Source organism: Enterococcus sp. DIV1726a (genome assembly GCF_051710985.1).
Taxonomy (GTDB): Bacteria; Bacillota; Bacilli; order Lactobacillales; family Enterococcaceae; genus Enterococcus_B; species Enterococcus_B hirae.
The window spans coordinates 2,023,531-2,042,543 of record NZ_JBIOLS010000001.1 but is presented as its reverse complement, the minus strand read 5'-3'; the positions used below and the strand labels follow the sequence as shown (position 1 = coordinate 2,042,543).

Here is a 19,013-nt window from a genome sequence, read left to right as displayed (position 1 = left end):
TGTGGAAGATGTGAAAAAAGTATTATTAACAAAATCAAAACGTTCAAAAATGGAGCAGCGTGGTAAATTCATCAGCTTCTTATGTATCGCCTTGATCGTTCTAGTAGTAGTAGCCATTTTTTATTTTGTTGCAAGTAAAGGATTAGCGACCTTTTTCGTTGATAAGATCAACGTATTTGATTTCTTGTTTGGAACGAATTGGAATCCTGGACAAATTGGTGCGGATGGTAAACCGATGGTCGGGGCATTACCAATGATCGCTGGTTCGTTTATCGTTACTTTTTTATCTGCAATCATTGCGACACCTTTTGCCATCGGTGCAGCGGTCTTCATGACAGAGATATCTCCAAAAAATGGCACAAAAATCTTGCAACCAGTCATTGAACTATTAGTTGGTATTCCATCTGTTGTTTATGGTTTTATTGGATTATCAGTCATCGTACCATTTATCCGAAACATTTTTGGCGGAACTGGTTTTGGTATTTTAGCTGGGACATTTGTTTTGTTTGTCATGATCTTACCAACTGTGACGACTATGACAGTCGATGCCTTAAAAGCTGTGCCGCGTCATTATCGTGAAGCATCATTAGCTTTAGGAGCTACACGTTGGCAAACGATCTATAAAGTCGTTTTACGAGCTGCTGTACCGGGAATCTTGACAGCCGTTGTATTTGGTATGGCACGTGCATTTGGTGAAGCATTAGCGATCCAAATGGTCATCGGGAATGCTGCCTTGATGCCAACAGGATTAACAACTCCTGCTTCAACATTGACATCGATTTTAACAATGGGGATCGGAAATACGATCATGGGAACAATTGAAAACAACGTGTTATGGTCATTAGCTTTGATCTTGCTATTGATGTCATTAATCTTTAATATCGTGATCCGAATGATTGGTAAGAAAGGGGCATTGAAATAATGAACGCAAAACGCTCTGATAAAATCGCAACGGGAGTCCTTTATGCAATATCGGGAATTATTGTATTGATCTTAGCTGCGTTACTTTTATATATTTTAGTTCGAGGAATTCCTCATATCTCTTGGTCATTTTTAACTGAACCATCAAAAGCCTATCAAGTAGGCGGCGGAATCGGTATCCAATTATTTAACTCGATTTATTTATTATTGATCACGATGATCATCAGTTTTCCGCTTTCTTTAGGAGCCGGTATTTACCTTTCTGAATATGCTGGTAAAAACTGGTTGACTGATGTTATCCGTACTTCAATTGAAATATTAAGCTCATTACCATCTGTAGTCGTTGGTTTGTTTGGCTTTTTAGTTTTTGTTATCCAATTCCAGTATGGCTTCTCCATTATCTCTGGGGCACTAGCTTTAACAGTTTTTAACTTACCTCTATTGACGAGAACGGTTGAAGAATCTTTACAAGCGGTGCATTACACACAGCGTGAGGCAGGGCTTGCATTAGGTTTGTCACGTTGGGAAACAGTGATTCGTGTAGTTGTACCTGAGGCAACTCCAGGGATTTTAACAGGAGTCATTTTAAGCTCAGGGAGAATTTTTGGGGAAGCAGCAGCTTTGATCTATACAGCTGGGCAAAGCGCGCCTGCACTTGATTTCTCAAACTGGAATCCATTGAGTGTCTCTAGTCCAATCAGTATTTTCCGTCAAGCTGAAACACTAGCTGTTCATATTTGGAAAATCAATACGGAAGGAACGATGCCAGATGGCGTATCAGTATCTGCTGGAGCATCAGCGGTCTTAATTATCGCAGTATTACTATTCAATTTTGGTGCTCGTGCGATTGGTAAACGTTTATACCGGAAAATGACTTCAGCTTAAGGAGAAGAAGTAAGATGAAAGAATATAATTGGAATGAAAGAAATATCATCACAATGGGTCAAAAAAAAGAAATTGCCCTTTATACAGATGATCTTCATGTTTGGTACGGTGACAACGAAGCGATCAAAGGTGTTGATCTGGAATTTGAAAAGAATAAGATCACAGCTTTAATCGGTCCTTCTGGCTGTGGTAAGTCTACTTATTTACGTTCGTTGAATCGGATGAATGATGGGATCGCAAATACTAAGGTAACTGGTAAAATCATGTACAAAGATGTCGATATCAATGCGCCACAAATTGATGTCTATGAGATGCGTAAGCGAATCGGAATGGTTTTCCAACGACCAAATCCATTTAGTAAATCAATCTATGAAAATATCACGTTTGCATTGAAGCAACATGGCGAAAAGAACAAGAAGAAATTAGATGAGATCGTTGAGACCAGCTTGAAACAAGCAGCATTATGGGATCAAGTAAAAGATAGCCTGGATAAAAGTGCTTTAGCCTTGTCAGGTGGTCAACAACAACGTTTATGTATTGCACGTGCGATTGCGATGAAACCGGATATCTTGTTATTAGATGAACCAGCCAGCGCACTTGATCCGATTTCTACTGGGACAGTGGAAGAAACATTGGTGAATCTAAAAGATGATTACACGATCATCATTGTGACCCATAACATGCAACAAGCAGCTCGTATCAGTGACTATACTGCCTTTTTCTACTTAGGAAAAGCGATCGAATACGATAAAACGAATAAGATATTTACTAGACCAAAAATTAAAGCGACCGAAGATTATGTATCGGGTCATTTTGGGTAAGACGGAGGATTCGTTATGACAAAAGAAATTATCTCATCAAAAGATCTTCACTTATATTATGGAAAAAAAGAAGCGTTAAAAGGAATCGATCTAAGCTTCAATCAAGGCGAAATCACAGCGATGATTGGTCCTTCTGGCTGTGGTAAATCAACTTATCTACGCTCATTGAATCGAATGAATGATTTGATACCGAGTGTGACGATCACTGGAAGTGTCCTGTATAAAGGAAAAGATATCTATGGCCCTAAAACGGACATTGTTGAATTGCGTAAAGAAATTGGAATGGTCTTCCAACAACCAAATCCTTTTCCCTTTTCGATTTACGAAAATGTGATCTATGGGTTAAAACTAAAAGGCGAAAAAGATAAAAAAGTCCTTGATCAAGTAGTCGAAGAAAGTTTAAAGGCTGCATCTGTGTGGGATGATGTCAAAGACAAACTGCATAAAAGTGCCTTATCCTTATCAGGTGGTCAACAACAACGGGTATGCATTGCAAGAGTGTTAGCCGTCAATCCAGAAATTATTTTGTTAGATGAGCCAACTAGTGCGCTTGATCCTGTTTCTACTGGGAAAATTGAAAGCATGCTCTTGGAATTAAAGGAAAGATATACTATGATTATAGTTACGCATAATATGTCACAAGCTTCACGGATTTCTGATAAAACAGCCTTTTTCTTAGATGGAAATTTAATTGAGTTCAATGATACGAAAAAAATCTTTATGACTCCAGAAAAACAAGAAACGGAAGACTATATCTCAGGGCGATTTGGATAAGGAGGAAACGAAATGTTACGTACACAGTTTGAAGAAGAACTACTTAACCTTCATAATCAATTTTATGAGATGGGGATGATGGTAAGTAGTGCAGTGCATAAATCAGTTCGTTCTTATATCAAACATGATAAAGCACTTGCTCAAGAAGTGATCGAAAATGATATTAAAATCAACGACATGGAAACACGTTTAGAGAAAAAAAGTTTTGAAATGATTGCTTTGCAACAACCAGTGACTACAGACTTACGGATGATTATTACCGTGATGAAAGCTAGTTCTGATTTGGAACGAATGGCAGATCATGCGGTTTCAGTTGCCAAATCAACGATCCGTGTGAAAGGTCAAACCAGAATCCCAGAGATCGAAAAAGAAATCTCTGATATGTCTGATTATGTCAAAAAAATGGTGGACAATGTGTTGGTTGCTTACGTCAAAACAGATGAAAAAGATGCTCGAACGATCGCAAATATGGATCAACGGGTCAATGATTATTTCAATCGCATCTACAATGCAACGATCAAAAATATGCAGTCTGATCCAGAAACAGTCATCAGTGGGACAGATTATCTAAATGTTGCCAGCTACTTAGAACGGATTGGCGATTATGTAACGAATATTTGTGAATGGATCGTGTATCTAGCTACAGGAAAAATCACCGAATTAAACTCAAATCATAACGAAATTTTCTAACTCTTGAAGATTGGAAAGTAACGATTAACGTGTGAGTTATAAGAAATAAGCCGAAAAATTCCAAAATAGGAAATATCCTAGGAATTCTTCGGTTTTTTTTGTAACTTGAAGACTTAGAGTGAATATTGCTGACTTCTCTGAGAGAAAAAGGTCAAGACTAATTGTCATTTGTATAATCGAAATTCAGCGACTAGTCTTTGTTTTTTCAACTCGTTCAATTATAATAAGAGCATAGAGATGAAAAGGAGTGAAAGAAGATGAAATTTGTTGAGCAAGATTTTGCTTATTATGAGCGGACAATCAAAAGAATGTATCAAAGTTATTATTGGAAGCGAATTCTAATCTTAGCATTCGTACTCGTGATTGTTCTGGCTTATACAGGCATCTTTCAGGAACATTTGCTTTATAATGTTTTACTGATGATAATCATTGCTGGGGGAGGTATTTATCTTTATCTGCAAAAACAAAAATTTCCAGAGGTCTATCAAAAATATCTAGAGATAAATCAACCAGAAGCAAAAATCGTTAAGATCCAAGAAGCAGAGTATAGCTATAATGATCTTGAAGACAAGAGTGTCAGGATTAACAAAACTGGTATGCGTAATTTGCCGTCAAGGAATAAACAGTATACATTGATGGTTGGATTCTCCAAGTCCTTTTTTCCGCGTGAACCACTTCAAATTGTTTATTATGATATGCTTGAACTAACCTATGAAGAAAAGTTTCGTTTGAAGCGAAACGGCTATCATTCAATGCCACGTTTTTTGCGTCGGTTTACATTTAGTAATTTAAAAGAAAGCATTGGTAATATGGGACGTTTTATTGTCGGAAATATATTTTTACTAGTTATCCTGTTTCGTGTTATACGCTATTTATGGTCATTTATCCAATTGCTTTTTTAATATCCATAATATTCATACATAATTCATAAAAAATTAGAAAACAATATTTCTTGCCATAAAAAGGGAAAGAAATATTGTTTTTAAAGCATTATTGGCTGGTTCAATGGGAAGTAAATCGTTCAGTAACTCAAGTTGGAGAAAAAGTTACAACTTAAGTCCTATGACTTTTTCTTCCATTCCGTGCATAATATGAATGTAAGGAAAAGCTTGCAAACTATATTTGCTTAAGGAGGCAATTTCCATGAAAGAAAGAGAACGTATTTTAGACTTAGTTAAAAAAGGGATCCTTTCCACTGAAGAGGGCTTAGATTTATTAGAAAGCATGGCAACTGAGAAAGATGAAAAGCAAATCGCAAAAGAAGCAGATAAAGTAACTGCTAGTCATAAAGAAAAAGATCAAGCAACTCAATTGATCGATGAATTGGAAAATGGCACATCAGAAGAAATCCATTTTAATGCCGATCCAAAACAAAACGAAAAAGAAGATCAAGAAAATTTGGAACGTATCTTAGATGAGTTAGCAACACAAGCCAATCAAACGTCGGCTCATTTAGACGAAGTGAATGAAAAGTTAGCACAAAATAAAGCGGCACGCAATGACAAACAGGAAACATTGATGCAGCTGAATACCAAAGAAGAATTGGACGAACTAACAGAAGATGAGCTTCTCCAAAGAAAGACTCTTGAATCTGAGATCAAGGAATTAGAAGCTGCGAGTGAACAATTAACAGAAGAACAATTGAAACTAGAAGCAGAATTAAAAGATATTCGCAAAAACCAATGGACAGAAAAGAAAGAAACAATTGCTGATAAATTTGAGTTACCAGATGACTGGAAAGAACAAGCCAACGATACATTGAACCAAGTCGGAGAAAAAATGTCTGAAGCTGGTTCTCAGCTAGGCAAGTTTTTGCGGAAGACATTCCAAACGGTATCGGAAACAGTTAATGAAAACATGGAATGGAAAGATGTCAATCTCCGTGTACCAGGTATCGCAACGACAAAATTTGAACACGAATTTTATTATGAAGCACCTGCAGCAAGTATTCTTGATATCAAAGCTGCAAACGGAAATGTCACATTGAAAACTTGGGAAAGTGAAGATGTGAAAGTTGAAGCTAAAATCAAATTATACGGTAAAATGAATGCAGAACCATTCGAGGCATTCTTAGAACGTAGTCAAATTGAAGTCAATGATGAGCATGTCTCATTCCAAATTCCAAATAAACGTGTACGTGCGGATCTAGTCTTTTATTTACCAAAACGAGTATATGACCATACAGCAATCAAATTGTTAAATGGGAATATTACGATTAACGACTTAGAAGGTAAAGATGTGTACACCAAATCGACAAATGGAAATATCGTCATTCAAAAATTACAAGCAACCATGCTTGAAATTGAAGGCGTTAATGGGAATATCGATGTTCAATCAGGTGCAATCTTAGATTCGATCATCGAAACAGTGAATGGTACGGTCACTGTAGGAACAACCCCTGAAAATCTTTCCGTTTCTCTCGTTAATGGGGATGTACGGTTGACAATGAAAGAAGAACATTTGAAAAAAATTGAAGCAAGTTCAGTCAATGGCAATGTCAAAGTAGCTTTACCAACAGGAATTGGCATGGAAGGTAATGCGAAAACAAGTTTAGGCAGCATCAACAGCCGCCTGACTGATTATGAAGTAATCCGTGAAAAAAAAGAACGGACCAATCAATTACTACAGTTCCGTCGTCTCTCTGAAAATGAGGTAGCTAGAATCCAATTATCGACTACGACTGGTAGTATTTATTTAAAAGATACGGATCAATAAAGTAATCAACCGGTGAGTTAGCTTATTCTAACAATCGAAAGCAGGATTGATAAGTGGGATGTACGTTCACTATTAGACGATGATACTTGGTCATTCGTTCCTTTAACGAGGAAAAGCAAAAATCTTTGGAGAAAAAGTGTAGTGAGAATGAACAGTTTATCTATTGTCACACTCTTTTTCTTCCATTAAAATGAATAGAACAGAGGTGAAAGTAAAATGAAAAGAAAATTGACAAAATCAAATAAAAATATTGTTTTGACTGGTACATTAGCTGGGATCGCAGAATATCTTGGAATTGATCCAACGGTAGTTCGTGTGATCTATGTATTCCTAAGCTTAGTGGCATTTGGAAGTCCAGTTATCTTATATATTTTATTGGCTTTGCTCATCCCTTCTGGACGAAACAAACAGACTCGTTATGGGCATGAAAACCAATATTATCAAAATAATAATTATCATCATGAACAAACAAAAAAACGTAAAGAGGCGGAAAAGGTCAATGATGACGAATGGAGTGACTTCTAATGTCTTATCTTCAGCGCCTCATCGTGAATACGTTGACGTTCATCTCTCTGGCAGTGATTTTTCCGACGATGATTTATGTAGATAGTATTTGGACAGCTATTTTAGCAAGTTTTGTATTGTCCATCTTGAATATGTTCATCAAACCTATTCTAACAATTTTATCACTACCATTCACTTTAGTGACATTAGGCTTGTTCACATTTGTCATCAATGCGGCAATCTTGAAGATGACTTCCTTTTTTGTTGGAGCATCTAATTTTAATTTTGCTTCCTTTGGTTCAGCTTTTTTGATTGCTGTGATCATGTCAGTGGTGAATATGATTGTCAGTGAACACAATAGTAGAAGGTAAACGTGAACAATCGATAATGACTAAAAGGGTACATCCATGGGAAATGTTTTAAATTCCCTGGTTGTACCTTTTTTCTTTGTTTTATAAAAAAAGTGAATTTAAAATAAAAACGTTTTTTTTATTTGGTAGTACTTTTTGTCAGACAATGATAAAATGGGAAGGAACACTCTAATAGAAATGAGGTAGCACGAATGGCAGAAGTTGTAAAAGTAAGCCAATTAGTAGAAAAATTATCATTAGAAATAGTGACTGGTGATGAAAAGAGTTTGGAGCGTGTTATCGTAACTGGTGACATCTCAAGACCTGGTTTAGAATTGACCGGTTATTTTAATTATTATTCACATGATCGTTTACAATTATTTGGGAGCAAAGAGATTAGCTTTGCTGAACGGATGATGCCGGAAGAAAGACTGATGATCATGAGAAGATTGTGCAGTGAGGATATGCCAGCATTCATTATTTCTCGGGGGCTGCCAGCTTCTGAAGAAATGATTCAAGCAGCCAACGAATACGGTATGGCTGTCTTACGTTCACCAATCTCCACATCCCGTTTGCTTGGAGAATTATCTAGTTATTTAGATGGTCGTTTAGCTCCTAGAACGAGCGTTCATGGTGTGCTAGTCGATGTTTATGGGTTAGGTGTACTCATTCAAGGGGATAGCGGAATTGGTAAGAGTGAAACCGCATTAGAATTAATCAAACGTGGTCATCGCCTGATTGCTGATGACCGAGTAGATGTTTATCAACAAGATGAACTGACAGTCATTGGTGAACCACCAAAAATCTTAGAACACTTGATAGAGATCAGAGGGATCGGAATCATTGATGTCATGAACTTGTTTGGAGCAAGTGCTGTCCGTGGTTCAATGCAAGTGCAGTTAGCCGTTTATTTAGAAGCCTGGGCGAAGGACAAAAAATATGATCGACTAGGTTCTGAAGATACTTCTGTGGAAATTGCAGAAGTGGGGATTCCACAAATAAAAATACCTGTCAAAACTGGACGAAACGTGGCCATCATCATCGAAGTCGCAGCAATGAATTTCCGAGCAAAAACGATGGGATTTGATGCAACAAAAACGTTTGAAGAAAGATTAAGTCGTCTGATCGAAGAAAATTCAGGGGCACAATAGCAAGGAGTGGAAACATGATAGCGCAAATCGATCGGGTAGCGTTCAATCTTTTAGGAATACCAATCTATTGGTATGCTTTGATCATTGTATCGGGAATAATTATTGCCATGTGGCTAAGTAGCCGTGAAGCCGTACGAGTTGGCTTAAAATCTGAGGATGTCACTGATTTTATGTTGTGGGGATTGCCACTTTCAATTATTGGCGCACGGTTGTACTATATTTTATTTGATTTACCACAATATATAGCTGATCCTATTCAAATATTCAATATCCGTTCTGGCGGGTTAGCTATTTATGGTGGATTAATCGCAGGTGCCATTACTTTATACTTCTTTACCAAATACCACTTTATTTCCATGTGGACATTTTTAGATATAGCAGCACCAAGTGTCCTACTCGCTCAAGCAATTGGGCGTTGGGGAAATTTTATGAATCATGAAGCTTATGGCCCTGTCACGACGAGAATCTTTTTAGAAAATCTTCATATCCCAAGATTCATAATTGATAATATGTACATTGAAGGTTTTTATCGTCAACCTACCTTTTTATATGAATCCGTTTGGAGTTTGATTGGCTTTATCCTACTCCTATTTTTAAGAAACAAAAAGCATTTACTGAAAAAAGGAGAAGTTTTACTTGTTTATGTGATGTGGTACAGCTTCGGGCGCTTTTTTATCGAAGGATTACGGACAGATAGTTTATACTTCTTAGGTGTTATTCGTATCTCCCAATTGTTGTCAGCCTTTTTATTCGTTGGAACAATTATTCTGTTTATCTGGCGTAGAAAAAAAGGAAATTTACCAGATTACGATCGCACTTTTGGTAAAAACCAAATGATTATCTAATTTACAGAGCTAAAAAAATGAAAAAAATAGCAGGAGTGGTAAAATGAAATATAGGGTGGCAGTCTTAGGAGCTGGCTCATGGGGGACAGCTCTTGCGCAAGTTCTTGCTGAAAATGGACATGATGTTCGCCTATGGGGACATCGTCAATCGCAAATAGACGAGATCAACCAACAACACACCAATCAAAAATATTTACCCGACTATCATTTGTCAACGTCAATCCGTGGTTTTAGTGAGTTGGAACAGGCAGTTCAAGATATTGATGCCTTGTTATTCGTGATTCCGACACGAGCCATTCGCTCTGTAGCACAAGAGGTGGTCACTAAATTGAATACCAAGCCTGTAATCATTCATGCAAGCAAGGGTCTAGAACAGGAAACACACAAACGGATCTCAGAAATTCTTTTAGAAGAGATCCCGAGTGACAAACGTCAATCCATTGCTGTTTTATCTGGTCCGAGTCACGCAGAAGAAGTAGCAAATCATGACATTACTACGATCACAGCTGCTAGCACAGATCAAAAAACAGCTTCCTTTGTCCAAAAATTATTCATGAATCATTATTTTAGGATTTATACCAATCCTGATGTGATTGGGGTTGAAATGGGGGCTGCATTGAAAAATATTATTGCTCTTGGTGCAGGAGCAATCCACGGATTAGGTTTTGGGGATAATGCAAAAGCTGCTATTATGACTAGAGGTTTAGCTGAAATCAGTCGTTTAGGTGTTGCCATGGGTGCCAACCCATTGACTTTTATTGGTCTTAGTGGTGTGGGCGATTTGATCGTTACTTGTACTAGTATCCATTCGCGAAATTGGCGAGCGGGCAATTTGTTAGGTAAAGGGCATGAACTGTCAGAAGTATTGGAAAATATGGGGATGGTTGTGGAAGGTGTCCATACGACAAAAGCCGCAAAAGAACTTGCTCAGCAAGTAGGTGTAGACATGCCAATCACTCAAACAATTTATGAAGTACTTTATGAAAATAAAAATGTACAAATTGCGGCAAGAGAAATCATGTTGCGAGATGGAAAAAAAGAAAATGAATATTCACGATTAATTTTTTAGAGGAGAGATGACAAATGAAAGTAAAAAAGGCAGTTATTCCAGCAGCAGGTTTAGGAACAAGATTTTTACCTGCAACAAAAGCGATGGCAAAAGAAATGCTTCCAATCGTTGACAAACCAACGATTCAATTTATCGTAGAAGAAGCACTTAAATCAGGGATCGAAGACATTTTGATCGTCACTGGGAAAGCAAAACGACCAATCGAAGACCATTTTGATTCAAATATCGAGTTAGAAACGAATTTGAGTGAAAAAGGGAAAACAGAATTATTGAAGTTGGTTGAAGAAACAACTGATGTAAATCTACACTTCATTCGTCAATCTCATCCAAAAGGGTTAGGACATGCTGTATTACAAGCCCGTGCTTTTATCGGTAATGAACCTTTTGTTGTGATGTTAGGTGATGATATCATGGAAGATGAAGTACCTTTGACACAACAATTGATTGATGACTATGAGCGGACACATGCATCAACGATCGCAGTGATGGAAGTGCCACAAAAAGATACGTCTAAATACGGAATTATTAATCCTGGTGAAGAATTAGAAGAAGGATTGTTCAATGTTAAAAACTTCGTTGAAAAACCAGACCCAAGTAAAGCACCAAGTAATTTAGCTATTATTGGACGCTATTTATTAACTCCTGAAATCTTTGATGTTTTGGCAGAACAACAACCAGGTGCTGGGAATGAGATCCAACTGACAGATGCGATTGATACATTGAATAAAACACAACGAGTATTTGCTCGTAACTTTACAGGCAAACGCTATGATGTTGGTGACAAGTTTGGTTTCATGAAAACCAGTATTGAATACGGCTTGACTCATCCAGAAGTCGGCGAACCATTAAAAGAATATATTAAAGAGCTAGGGAAACAATTAGAAGCAGATCAAACGATGGTACCAAAAAAAGACAACAAAAAAATTAAATCAAAAGATGAGCTGAAAAAATAAATTTTTTAGCAATGAAAGCTTCAACTGCTCTTATCCAAAAAAAGTAGTTGAAGCTTTGCTATTTTTTATTTGTTTAAAAAATGCGAAAATGCTATGCTTATAGAAAGAGTATCAGAAGGGAGTTCGAGTATGACAGGCGGAGAAATTGCTGGGCTGATTGCGGCCATCGCATTTGCAGTCCTCGTTGTTTTTATCATAAGAGTATTGTTACAATTATCAAAAACATTAGAAAAAGTGGATCAAACAGTGGCAGAAGCAAATACGACGATTGAAGTCGTCACCAAAGATGTCGATCTTTTGTCAAGGCAGGTGGAAGGTTTACTAGTCAAAAGTAATGAATTGCTTTTAGACATCAATGGGAAAGTAGAAACGATTGATCCATTGTTTACAGCTATCGCGGATTTAAGTGAAAGCGTGTCAGAATTGAATACATCAAGTAAAAATATCGTAACCAAAGTTGGTGGGATTGGGCGTACAACAGCTAAAGCTACCGTGGCTGGAAAAGTTGGTGGCACAGCTTTAAAGTTTTTCAAAAATAAAAAACATACAGAAAAGACTGGAGGAATTTAATTATGGCAAAAAAAGGTGGATTTTTACTAGGAGCAGTTATTGGTGGGACAGCAGCGGCAGTCGCAGCATTATTATTAGCACCAAAGTCAGGAAAAGAACTACGCGATGAACTTGCTGCACAAGCAGATGATTTACTTGATATGGCTTCAGACTACACGGATATGGCAAAAGAAAAATCAGCGACATTAACAGACATCGCAAAAGAAAAAGCGCAAGATCTATCCCAACAAGCTGGTGACTTAGCTGGTAGCGTGAAAAATAAAGTCAATCATTCTGCAAATGATGTCGAAGATGAGTCTGAAGACATTTTATTAACATTAAAAGAACAATCAGAAGATCTTTCTCATCGCTTCAAGAAATCAGCAGATGAGCTTAAAAAGCCAGTCGGACAAATGAATGAAACAGTTAAAGATGCATCTGAAGATATGATGATCAATGCGAAAGATGCTGCAGGTGAAGCTGGACAAACAGTCAAAGAAGGCATTGCTGAAGCAAAACCAGTCGCAAAAGATGCGCAAGCAATGGCAGATATGGCTAAAGAAGATGTCAAAGCTAAAAAAGAAGATTTAAAAGATACATTTACTGACAATGGAAAATAGGCAATTTCTATTTTTTGTAAATAATCAATAGATGCTATCTCGATTTTGGTTAATCGAACGGAACAAGTGATGAATATCAAAGCTAGCAAAGTTTCCTAGCTTTGATATTTTTTTGTTTGGATAATTACAAGAATAATACATAATGTAAACGTCTAATTTGCGTAATCACTTGATAGCATGCTTATCACCATGAGAGTGAAGACACTATAAAAGAACCAGAATGATCAGAAGAATTCGTAAAATCTATTGGTCACCAGAGCTCTTTGGTATGAATGGGCCAACAACAATTAGTGAGGTTGAAGATAAGAAAAAAATGAGTCTAGGACTAACAGTCGCCCTTAGACTCATTAATAGATGTAGAAGTGATAAACGGCGTTCAAAGAGCTGATCTTCGGCGATAAGTCAAAAAATCTCAAAACATGGGAAGCTGTTTCGAGATTTTCAACCTTACTGCTCCTGTGATTACTCGTCGCAGGTTTTACTTGGTGAGCGCTCAGATCAAGTCGCTCTTCTCACAACCTCTGATCCACGGCGTTCAAGAAGCAACTCCTCAACAATAAACGATAATTTTCTAAAATATGAGAAGCTATTTTAAAAAATCATCGCTTATTCGTTCGGAGTTAACCGCTTCTTTCACGACCTAATCCACGGTGTTCAAAGAGCTGATCTTCGGCGATAAGTCAAAAAATCTCAAAACATGGGAAGCTGTTTCGAGATTTTCATCCTTACCGCTCAGATCAAGTCGCTCTTCTCACAACCTTATTCAATAACCAATAATTCTTTTGGCGTAGTTGTAAATGGAATACAGCCGTCTTTTGTCACATAGACACAGTCTTCGATTCGAACACCTACTTGATCAGGGATATAGATTCCTGGTTCAAGGGAGAAGCACATGCCTTCTTCGATGACTAAATCATTACCTGCTACAAGGGAAGGAAATTCATGGACAGTGGTTCCGATTCCGTGACCTAGACGATGATTGAAGTATTCGCCATAGCCATAGCTATTGATTACATTTCTTGCAATTTGATCTAGTTCGGCAGCCGTTACGCCGGGACGTACAGCTGCTTGGGCAGCTAATTGTGCCTCAAGTGTGATTTGATAAATTTTTTCCTGAAATTCAGTTGGTTTTTTATAGGCTACAGTTCGAGTAGCATCGCTGCAATAACCATCCCAAACAACACCTAAATCAAACAAAACAAGTTCATTAGGCGAAATTTTTGTGCTGCCTGGAGCACCGTGGGGGCTTGCTGCGTTTTTACCAGCTAAAACAAGCGTGTCAAACGACATTTGCGAAACACCTTGTTTTTTTAGTTGGTATTCGATTTCTGCAATGATTGCTTGCTCAGTAACACCTTCTTTTACTGCCTTAAAGCCGATTTCAAAGGCAACATCTGCCCATTTACCAGCAGCAAGTAATTGGTCTTTTTCTTCCAGTGTTTTGATTAATTGGAGACGTTGAATGATTGCTGTTAAATCAGTAAAGTTGTCAGAACCAGTTAGAACATCTGAAATGGCATCGAAACGATCAACGGTTAACGCATTTTTTTCGATTCCGATATTTCCAGGCTGACCATAACGGTGACGAATTTCTTTCCCAATGATTTCCCAAGGATTTTCGCTGTCTAAATAGCCACGAACATCAAAAGACCATGCACTGTTTTGTGCATCTTCAACTTCTAAAGCCGGAGTGAATAAAAAAGGATCCTGTTCAAGTGGGATAAATAGTGCTAAGACACGTTCATGGGGTTCACTTTCGTATCCTGAAAAATAAGCGATGTGTCCTGGATCACTAATATAGGCAAGATCCACTTGATTTTGAGCCATCCATTTACGTAATTCGTTGATTTTTACGTTATTCATTTTGGCATCCTTCTTTCTAATTTATTGAATTATTAGATAATTGTACCACTTAATGTTTCAAAGACCAACGTATAAAAGTGAAAAAATGAATTATTTTCATGAAAGCGGTAGTAAAACGGTTGCAATTTTGAGTATTATTTGTTATCCTGTTTTAGAAATGTAAAGCGTATTTTCAGAAAACATATAAAAATGAACAGGAGAGCAAGAATGGAAAAGCAAACAATTACTATTTATGATGTAGCGAGAGAGGCAAATGTTTCGATGGCTACTGTTTCACGTGTCGTTAACGGGAATCCGAATGTCAAACCTGCGACTAGAAAAAAAGTGTTAGAAGTCATTGATCGATTGGACTATCGTCCGAATGCTGTTGCACGTGGGCTAGCAAGTAAGAAGACAACGACAGTAGGGGTAATCATTCCAGATGTCAGCAATATGTTTTTTGCTTCTTTAGCACGTGGGATCGATGATGTTGCTACAATGTACAAATACAACATCATTTTAGCAAATTCAGACGGCAATGATCAAAAAGAAGTGAATGTATTAAATAACTTGTTAGCAAAACAAGTAGATGGCGTGATCTTCATGGGACATCATATCACTGATGAAATCCGTGGTGAGTTTTCTCGATCTAAGACTCCTGTAGTATTGGCTGGCTCAATTGACCCTGATGAACAAGTTGGAAGTGTGAATATCGATTACACTTCAGCAACTAAGGATGCTGTCAATAAATTAGCTAAGAATGGCAATAAAAAAATTGCCTTTGTCAGTGGGGCATTGATTGATCCAATCAATGGTCAAAATCGCTTGAAAGGATATAAAGAAGCACTTAAAGAAAATAATTTACCTTACAGCGAAGGTTTGATCTTTGAAGCAGAGTATAACTTTAAAGACGGATTAACCCTAGTTGATCGCATTCATAACAGTGGCGCAACAGCTGTTTATGTTTCAGATGATGAATTAGCTATCGGTATTTTAGATGGTCTTTTAGATAAGGGTGTGAAAGTACCAGAAGAATTTGAGATCATTACAAGTAATAACTCATTGTTAACAGAAGTTGCACGTCCACGCCTAACAAGTATCACACAACCATTGTATGATTTAGGTGCCGTTTCAATGCGTCTATTAACAAAAATGATGAATAAAGAAGAAGTTGAAGAAAAAACAATTATCTTACCTTATGGAATTGAAGAAAAAGGATCGACGAAATAATAAGTGATTAACACTCCACTAGATGATGCTAGTGGAGTGTTTTTAACCTCTAAAAAGATTCAGTGATTGAAATAAGTAAACATTCGTTGAAGCTTTTAGCTAGTTAAAAAGAACAACTATTTATTTTTTTGTAAAAATTTGGACAAATTTTAGCTTTTTATTCCGTATAATGAAATGGAATCTCTATCAGAAGAGAAAATCTAAAATGCCAGGAGTTACTGTATATGTCAGATTTTTATTTTGTAAAACTACGCCCTGAAGTTTACAATGATTTAATAACTTCAAAGGAAACTAAAAATAGGATATTAAATAAAGAAACAAGAATGTATCTTGCGTTCGAACAAAATGAAAGAAATTGGTATATTCCTTTTAAAGCTCATACAAGTACAAAACATCCAGATTCTGTATTTTTTTTGCCAATATTGGAGGAGGACCCTCATCTTGTTTCTCCGGGATTAGTTTTCTATCAGTCCTTAAATCTTTCCTCTTCAGATGTAATAGAAGTAAAGATAAAAAGTGAAGAGATAGCTGATTTATACCTACCGTTTATAGAAAAAAATTTGGGAAAAATTAAGGACGCTTTTTATCATTATCTAAGAGGATATTATAATCATTGTGTATACGATAAGAAGACCGGAACGCTTGAATTATTTCTAAAAGAAATAGAGGAAATATGCAATCTTAAGTTTAATGAGGGAATAAGTGATAAAAGTATACAAAATTTGAGCAAACGAGGTGATATAAAAGGGATTGAAGCATATCGAGAAAAACAACTTCCAAATTTTCTAGAAGAAGATTATTTTATTAAGTTTTTATCTGTTAAATCTCATCTTCCTTGGCAAGATTCAAGCATAATCCAAATCTTGATCGCCCAAAAACCAGACGTCCAATTGGCTCTTCAGGCTTGGGAATGGAAGAAACTTGAAAAAAAACTAAATCTGTGTCCGGAATCCCTCCTTAGAGCATATACAGGAGAAGTTTTCAAAAAAAAAACAAACTCTAAACCAACAGATTATTTTCAAGTACAGGTTTTTGATGTTAGTGAATTAAAGGAAAATCAAGAAATACCTAGACCTGCTTACTACGTAGGAGATCAAACAGTTGATTCATTTCTCTATAAAATTTTATTCCAAAGTATCAGAGGACTTACAAGTAGGTCAATCGAGATACAATCGGGAATGAATGATAAAGAAAAATTGAGTATCTTATTGCGTTCAGCCATACATAAGAGAAGATGGACTAGTATCGGTGATCAAGACCATTTAGAATATTTTAAATCAGAAGCGGTCGGTTATACCTTAGCAAAACATTTAGGATTATCTACGGAGAGTTATTCTTTTGAATATCTTTCTACTTTGAGGCAGAATAAATTGTCTGAAACTACAATAGATAATATTTTAGAGAGCATTAGTTCAGAAGTAAATAAAACATATAATGACTTTAGAGAAAAATTTAATATTATTTTGAATAAAAGTAACGAAAAGAATAAAGTTACCCAACTTCAAAACAATCAATCTATAGAGATATTAGACCCCGTCAATAAAGGGAAAAAAAGACGTGAAGCTTTGATTGAAAATAGTAAAAAAAAGTTTAGCGACAAACGTTTGAAAGTAGGAGAAAAACAGCAGCGTGATCCACAAACTTGGACAGAAGTTAAAACTAAAAAGAGTAAAAGAATCCATCCGAATATATATGAGAGTAAAATACAAAATTCTGAAGGGCAAAATAGCGAAAATAATAGCGAGTATTGGTGGGAAATCGAAAGTAAACACGTGAGGAAAGTCAAAGAAGGGAACCACCAGCTATCAGGCGACTCTAAAGGATTGATTAGACCTGAAGTCAAAATATCCTTGGAAAAAGCTGAGGGTGCCAGCATAAAAAAAACTGAACTCTCGATGGATATTAAGGGAAATGAGCAACAGACGGTTCATATTAAAGGATCAAATGGTACTAAGCAACAAGAAGTTAAAGAGAGATCTTGGAAAGAGAACTCAAGCACAGAAAGAAACAATCAGCTAGATAATCTAGAGCAATACGGAGAAGCGAATCAACAATGGTTTGAGAAAGGAACTTTGGAAAAAGACACAAGTAAAGGAAGTAGCACAAGTACTTCAGAAAATGTTGTTACCAATGATTTAAAGAGTTCTAAACTTAGAACTTTTGAAGGATCGATTATCCTTAAAGTCAAAGAAGGTGCAAGTCTATCTTTGAGTAAAGCTGAGGATACCAATCGAAATGAATCTGAACATTCGACGACTATTAATAGAATTAACCCGCAGACAGATCATCAAGAATCTTCTACCCTTAAAACCTTTGCAAGCTTGTTTAACATGAAAGCCAAAGAAGGTGAAAGCCTATCTTTGAAAAAAGCTGAGGATACCAACCGAACTGAATCTAAACTTTCGACGACTATTAATGGAAAAGATCAGCAGACAGATCATCAAGCGGATCAAAGTGAGCCGGAAGAAATGACTTGGGAAACAGTTACAAGAAAAGGAAGTAAAAAAAGCAACAAAAGCACTTTAGAAAAAGTAGATACTAACAGACTAAGTTCATTTACTACAGATAAAAACAGTCCGCAACGGCAAAGGATAGCTCAGGAAAAGGCAACTAAAAATAATCGGTAGAAAAAAATGGAGTATCCGGGCGTAGAACATTGACAAGATAAAAAAGCTCCTTTAAAACCATAACAAGATAAAAACGAGAGTGGGACAATAGTCAGAAAAAAATCTGATTATTTCCCCATTTTTTTGATTTTAAGGTACATAAAAAGCACAACCTTGTATGATTAAAGTGCTTAAACAAAAATCAAAGGAGTGTGCTTTATGTTTAAAAATTATACCATCAGCCAAACAACTTTACCACGAAATGTAGAACATTAACTGTTACCACCTTTATGTGGATGAAAGACGGTTATATGCGAAATGGACAGCGCAAACCAGGTTATAATTTCCAAATCGCCAACGATTGAGAAAGAACTATTGTCCCACTCTCGTTTTAACTTCTAAAAAAGATTTAGTGATTGAAATAAGTAAACATTCGTTGAAGCTTTTAGCTAGTTAACAAGAACAACTATTTATTTTTTTTGTAAAAA

18 protein-coding genes are annotated in these 19,013 nt (G+C 36.5%); 17 read left to right on the top strand and 1 reads right to left on the bottom strand.

Annotation, left to right across the window (positions count from 1 at the left end; genetic code table 11):
* The first annotated feature begins 1 nt into the window (after position 1).
* The 15 genes from pstC to IGJ27_RS09140 all read left to right on the top strand — a co-directional run bounded on the left by pstC (position 2) and on the right by IGJ27_RS09140 (position 12,847).
* Positions 2 to 922, top strand: a complete 921-nt coding sequence (pstC, locus tag IGJ27_RS09210) for a phosphate ABC transporter permease subunit PstC (RefSeq protein WP_010718565.1) — start codon at positions 2 to 4, stop codon at positions 920 to 922.
* Positions 922 to 1,806, top strand: coding sequence for a phosphate ABC transporter permease PstA (gene pstA / locus IGJ27_RS09205; protein WP_010718564.1), 885 nt, complete (start codon positions 922 to 924; stop codon positions 1,804 to 1,806). Before pstC ends, pstA begins: the two co-directional genes overlap by 1 nt.
* Before the next feature lie 14 nt (positions 1,807 to 1,820).
* On the top strand, positions 1,821 to 2,627 hold the full coding sequence (pstB, locus tag IGJ27_RS09200; RefSeq protein WP_178305791.1) for a phosphate ABC transporter ATP-binding protein PstB: 807 nt from the start codon (positions 1,821 to 1,823) through the stop codon (positions 2,625 to 2,627).
* 15 nt (positions 2,628 to 2,642) lie between these two features.
* Positions 2,643 to 3,401, top strand: a complete 759-nt coding sequence (pstB, locus tag IGJ27_RS09195; RefSeq protein WP_010718562.1) for a phosphate ABC transporter ATP-binding protein PstB — start codon at positions 2,643 to 2,645, stop codon at positions 3,399 to 3,401.
* A 12-nt stretch (positions 3,402 to 3,413) separates the two neighbouring features.
* Positions 3,414 to 4,091 (top strand): phosphate signaling complex protein PhoU, encoded by a 678-nt coding sequence (phoU, locus tag IGJ27_RS09190; protein ID WP_010718561.1) that lies wholly within the window; start codon positions 3,414 to 3,416, stop codon positions 4,089 to 4,091.
* A gap of 257 nt (positions 4,092 to 4,348) precedes the next feature.
* Positions 4,349 to 4,993 (top strand): hypothetical protein, encoded by a 645-nt coding sequence (locus IGJ27_RS09185; RefSeq protein WP_034699165.1) that lies wholly within the window; start codon positions 4,349 to 4,351, stop codon positions 4,991 to 4,993.
* A gap of 241 nt (positions 4,994 to 5,234) precedes the next feature.
* Positions 5,235 to 6,806 carry a daptomycin-sensing surface protein LiaX gene (gene liaX, locus IGJ27_RS09180; RefSeq protein WP_010737970.1) on the top strand — a complete coding sequence of 524 codons (1,572 nt, stop codon included), beginning with the start codon at positions 5,235 to 5,237 and terminating at the stop codon, positions 6,804 to 6,806.
* A gap of 216 nt (positions 6,807 to 7,022) precedes the next feature.
* Positions 7,023 to 7,331, top strand: coding sequence for a PspC domain-containing protein (locus IGJ27_RS09175; RefSeq protein ID WP_010718558.1), 309 nt, complete (start codon positions 7,023 to 7,025; stop codon positions 7,329 to 7,331).
* The gene (locus IGJ27_RS09170; RefSeq protein WP_010737969.1) at positions 7,331 to 7,681 is read left to right on the top strand and encodes a phage holin family protein; all 351 of its coding nucleotides are present in this window, start codon (positions 7,331 to 7,333) and stop codon (positions 7,679 to 7,681) included. Before IGJ27_RS09175 ends, IGJ27_RS09170 begins: the two co-directional genes overlap by 1 nt.
* A 191-nt stretch (positions 7,682 to 7,872) precedes the next feature.
* Positions 7,873 to 8,811, top strand: coding sequence for an HPr(Ser) kinase/phosphatase (gene hprK / locus IGJ27_RS09165; RefSeq protein ID WP_010718556.1), 939 nt, complete (start codon positions 7,873 to 7,875; stop codon positions 8,809 to 8,811).
* A gap of 14 nt (positions 8,812 to 8,825) precedes the next feature.
* On the top strand, positions 8,826 to 9,656 hold the full coding sequence (gene lgt, locus IGJ27_RS09160) for a prolipoprotein diacylglyceryl transferase (protein WP_010718555.1): 831 nt from the start codon (positions 8,826 to 8,828) through the stop codon (positions 9,654 to 9,656).
* A 43-nt stretch (positions 9,657 to 9,699) separates the two neighbouring features.
* Positions 9,700 to 10,725 carry an NAD(P)H-dependent glycerol-3-phosphate dehydrogenase gene (locus IGJ27_RS09155; RefSeq protein WP_126343480.1) on the top strand — a complete coding sequence of 342 codons (1,026 nt, stop codon included), beginning with the start codon at positions 9,700 to 9,702 and terminating at the stop codon, positions 10,723 to 10,725.
* Positions 10,726 to 10,739: 14 nt separating this feature from the next.
* On the top strand, positions 10,740 to 11,678 hold the full coding sequence (gene galU, locus IGJ27_RS09150) for a UTP--glucose-1-phosphate uridylyltransferase GalU (protein WP_178305792.1): 939 nt from the start codon (positions 10,740 to 10,742) through the stop codon (positions 11,676 to 11,678).
* A gap of 129 nt (positions 11,679 to 11,807) precedes the next feature.
* Positions 11,808 to 12,248, top strand: a complete 441-nt coding sequence (locus IGJ27_RS09145; RefSeq protein ID WP_010718552.1) for a DUF948 domain-containing protein — start codon at positions 11,808 to 11,810, stop codon at positions 12,246 to 12,248.
* A gap of 2 nt (positions 12,249 to 12,250) precedes the next feature.
* Entirely contained in the window at positions 12,251 to 12,847 is a 597-nt protein-coding gene (locus tag IGJ27_RS09140; RefSeq protein WP_034699167.1) for a YtxH domain-containing protein, read from the top strand.
* A gap of 759 nt (positions 12,848 to 13,606) precedes the next feature.
* Here the strand turns inward: IGJ27_RS09140 and IGJ27_RS09135 are convergent.
* A complete protein-coding gene (locus tag IGJ27_RS09135) occupies positions 13,607 to 14,710 on the bottom strand; it encodes a M24 family metallopeptidase (RefSeq protein ID WP_010737965.1) in 1,104 nt (367 codons plus the stop codon).
* Positions 14,711 to 14,917: 207 nt separating this feature from the next.
* Here IGJ27_RS09135 and ccpA point away from each other — a divergent pair, with 207 nt between their 5' ends.
* Both ccpA and IGJ27_RS09125 read left to right on the top strand, forming a co-directional pair.
* A complete protein-coding gene (gene ccpA / locus IGJ27_RS09130) occupies positions 14,918 to 15,919 on the top strand; it encodes a catabolite control protein A (protein ID WP_010718548.1) in 1,002 nt (333 codons plus the stop codon).
* 224 nt (positions 15,920 to 16,143) lie between these two features.
* On the top strand, positions 16,144 to 18,546 hold the full coding sequence (locus IGJ27_RS09125; protein WP_178305793.1) for a hypothetical protein: 2,403 nt from the start codon (positions 16,144 to 16,146) through the stop codon (positions 18,544 to 18,546).
* Positions 18,547 to 19,013: the final 467 nt, after the last annotated feature.

What these genes read in the sequence shown, in the direction of transcription:
- pstA (WP_010718564.1), top strand. Translation starts at nt 922, where the DNA reads ATGAACGCAAAACGCTCTGATAAAATCGCAACGGGAGTCCTTTATGCA.
- pstB (WP_178305791.1), top strand. Translation starts at nt 1,821, where the DNA reads ATGAAAGAATATAATTGGAATGAAAGAAATATCATCACAATGGGTCAA.
- pstB (WP_010718562.1), top strand. Translation starts at nt 2,643, where the DNA reads ATGACAAAAGAAATTATCTCATCAAAAGATCTTCACTTATATTATGGA.
- phoU (WP_010718561.1), top strand. Translation starts at nt 3,414, where the DNA reads ATGTTACGTACACAGTTTGAAGAAGAACTACTTAACCTTCATAATCAA.
- IGJ27_RS09185 (WP_034699165.1), top strand. Translation starts at nt 4,349, where the DNA reads ATGAAATTTGTTGAGCAAGATTTTGCTTATTATGAGCGGACAATCAAA.
- liaX (WP_010737970.1), top strand. Translation starts at nt 5,235, where the DNA reads ATGAAAGAAAGAGAACGTATTTTAGACTTAGTTAAAAAAGGGATCCTT.
- IGJ27_RS09175 (WP_010718558.1), top strand. Translation starts at nt 7,023, where the DNA reads ATGAAAAGAAAATTGACAAAATCAAATAAAAATATTGTTTTGACTGGT.
- IGJ27_RS09170 (WP_010737969.1), top strand. Translation starts at nt 7,331, where the DNA reads ATGTCTTATCTTCAGCGCCTCATCGTGAATACGTTGACGTTCATCTCT.
- hprK (WP_010718556.1), top strand. Translation starts at nt 7,873, where the DNA reads ATGGCAGAAGTTGTAAAAGTAAGCCAATTAGTAGAAAAATTATCATTA.
- lgt (WP_010718555.1), top strand. Translation starts at nt 8,826, where the DNA reads ATGATAGCGCAAATCGATCGGGTAGCGTTCAATCTTTTAGGAATACCA.
- IGJ27_RS09155 (WP_126343480.1), top strand. Translation starts at nt 9,700, where the DNA reads ATGAAATATAGGGTGGCAGTCTTAGGAGCTGGCTCATGGGGGACAGCT.
- galU (WP_178305792.1), top strand. Translation starts at nt 10,740, where the DNA reads ATGAAAGTAAAAAAGGCAGTTATTCCAGCAGCAGGTTTAGGAACAAGA.
- IGJ27_RS09145 (WP_010718552.1), top strand. Translation starts at nt 11,808, where the DNA reads ATGACAGGCGGAGAAATTGCTGGGCTGATTGCGGCCATCGCATTTGCA.
- IGJ27_RS09140 (WP_034699167.1), top strand. Translation starts at nt 12,251, where the DNA reads ATGGCAAAAAAAGGTGGATTTTTACTAGGAGCAGTTATTGGTGGGACA.
- IGJ27_RS09135 (WP_010737965.1), bottom strand. Translation starts at nt 14,710, where the DNA reads ATGAATAACGTAAAAATCAACGAATTACGTAAATGGATGGCTCAAAAT.
- ccpA (WP_010718548.1), top strand. Translation starts at nt 14,918, where the DNA reads ATGGAAAAGCAAACAATTACTATTTATGATGTAGCGAGAGAGGCAAAT.
- IGJ27_RS09125 (WP_178305793.1), top strand. Translation starts at nt 16,144, where the DNA reads ATGTCAGATTTTTATTTTGTAAAACTACGCCCTGAAGTTTACAATGAT.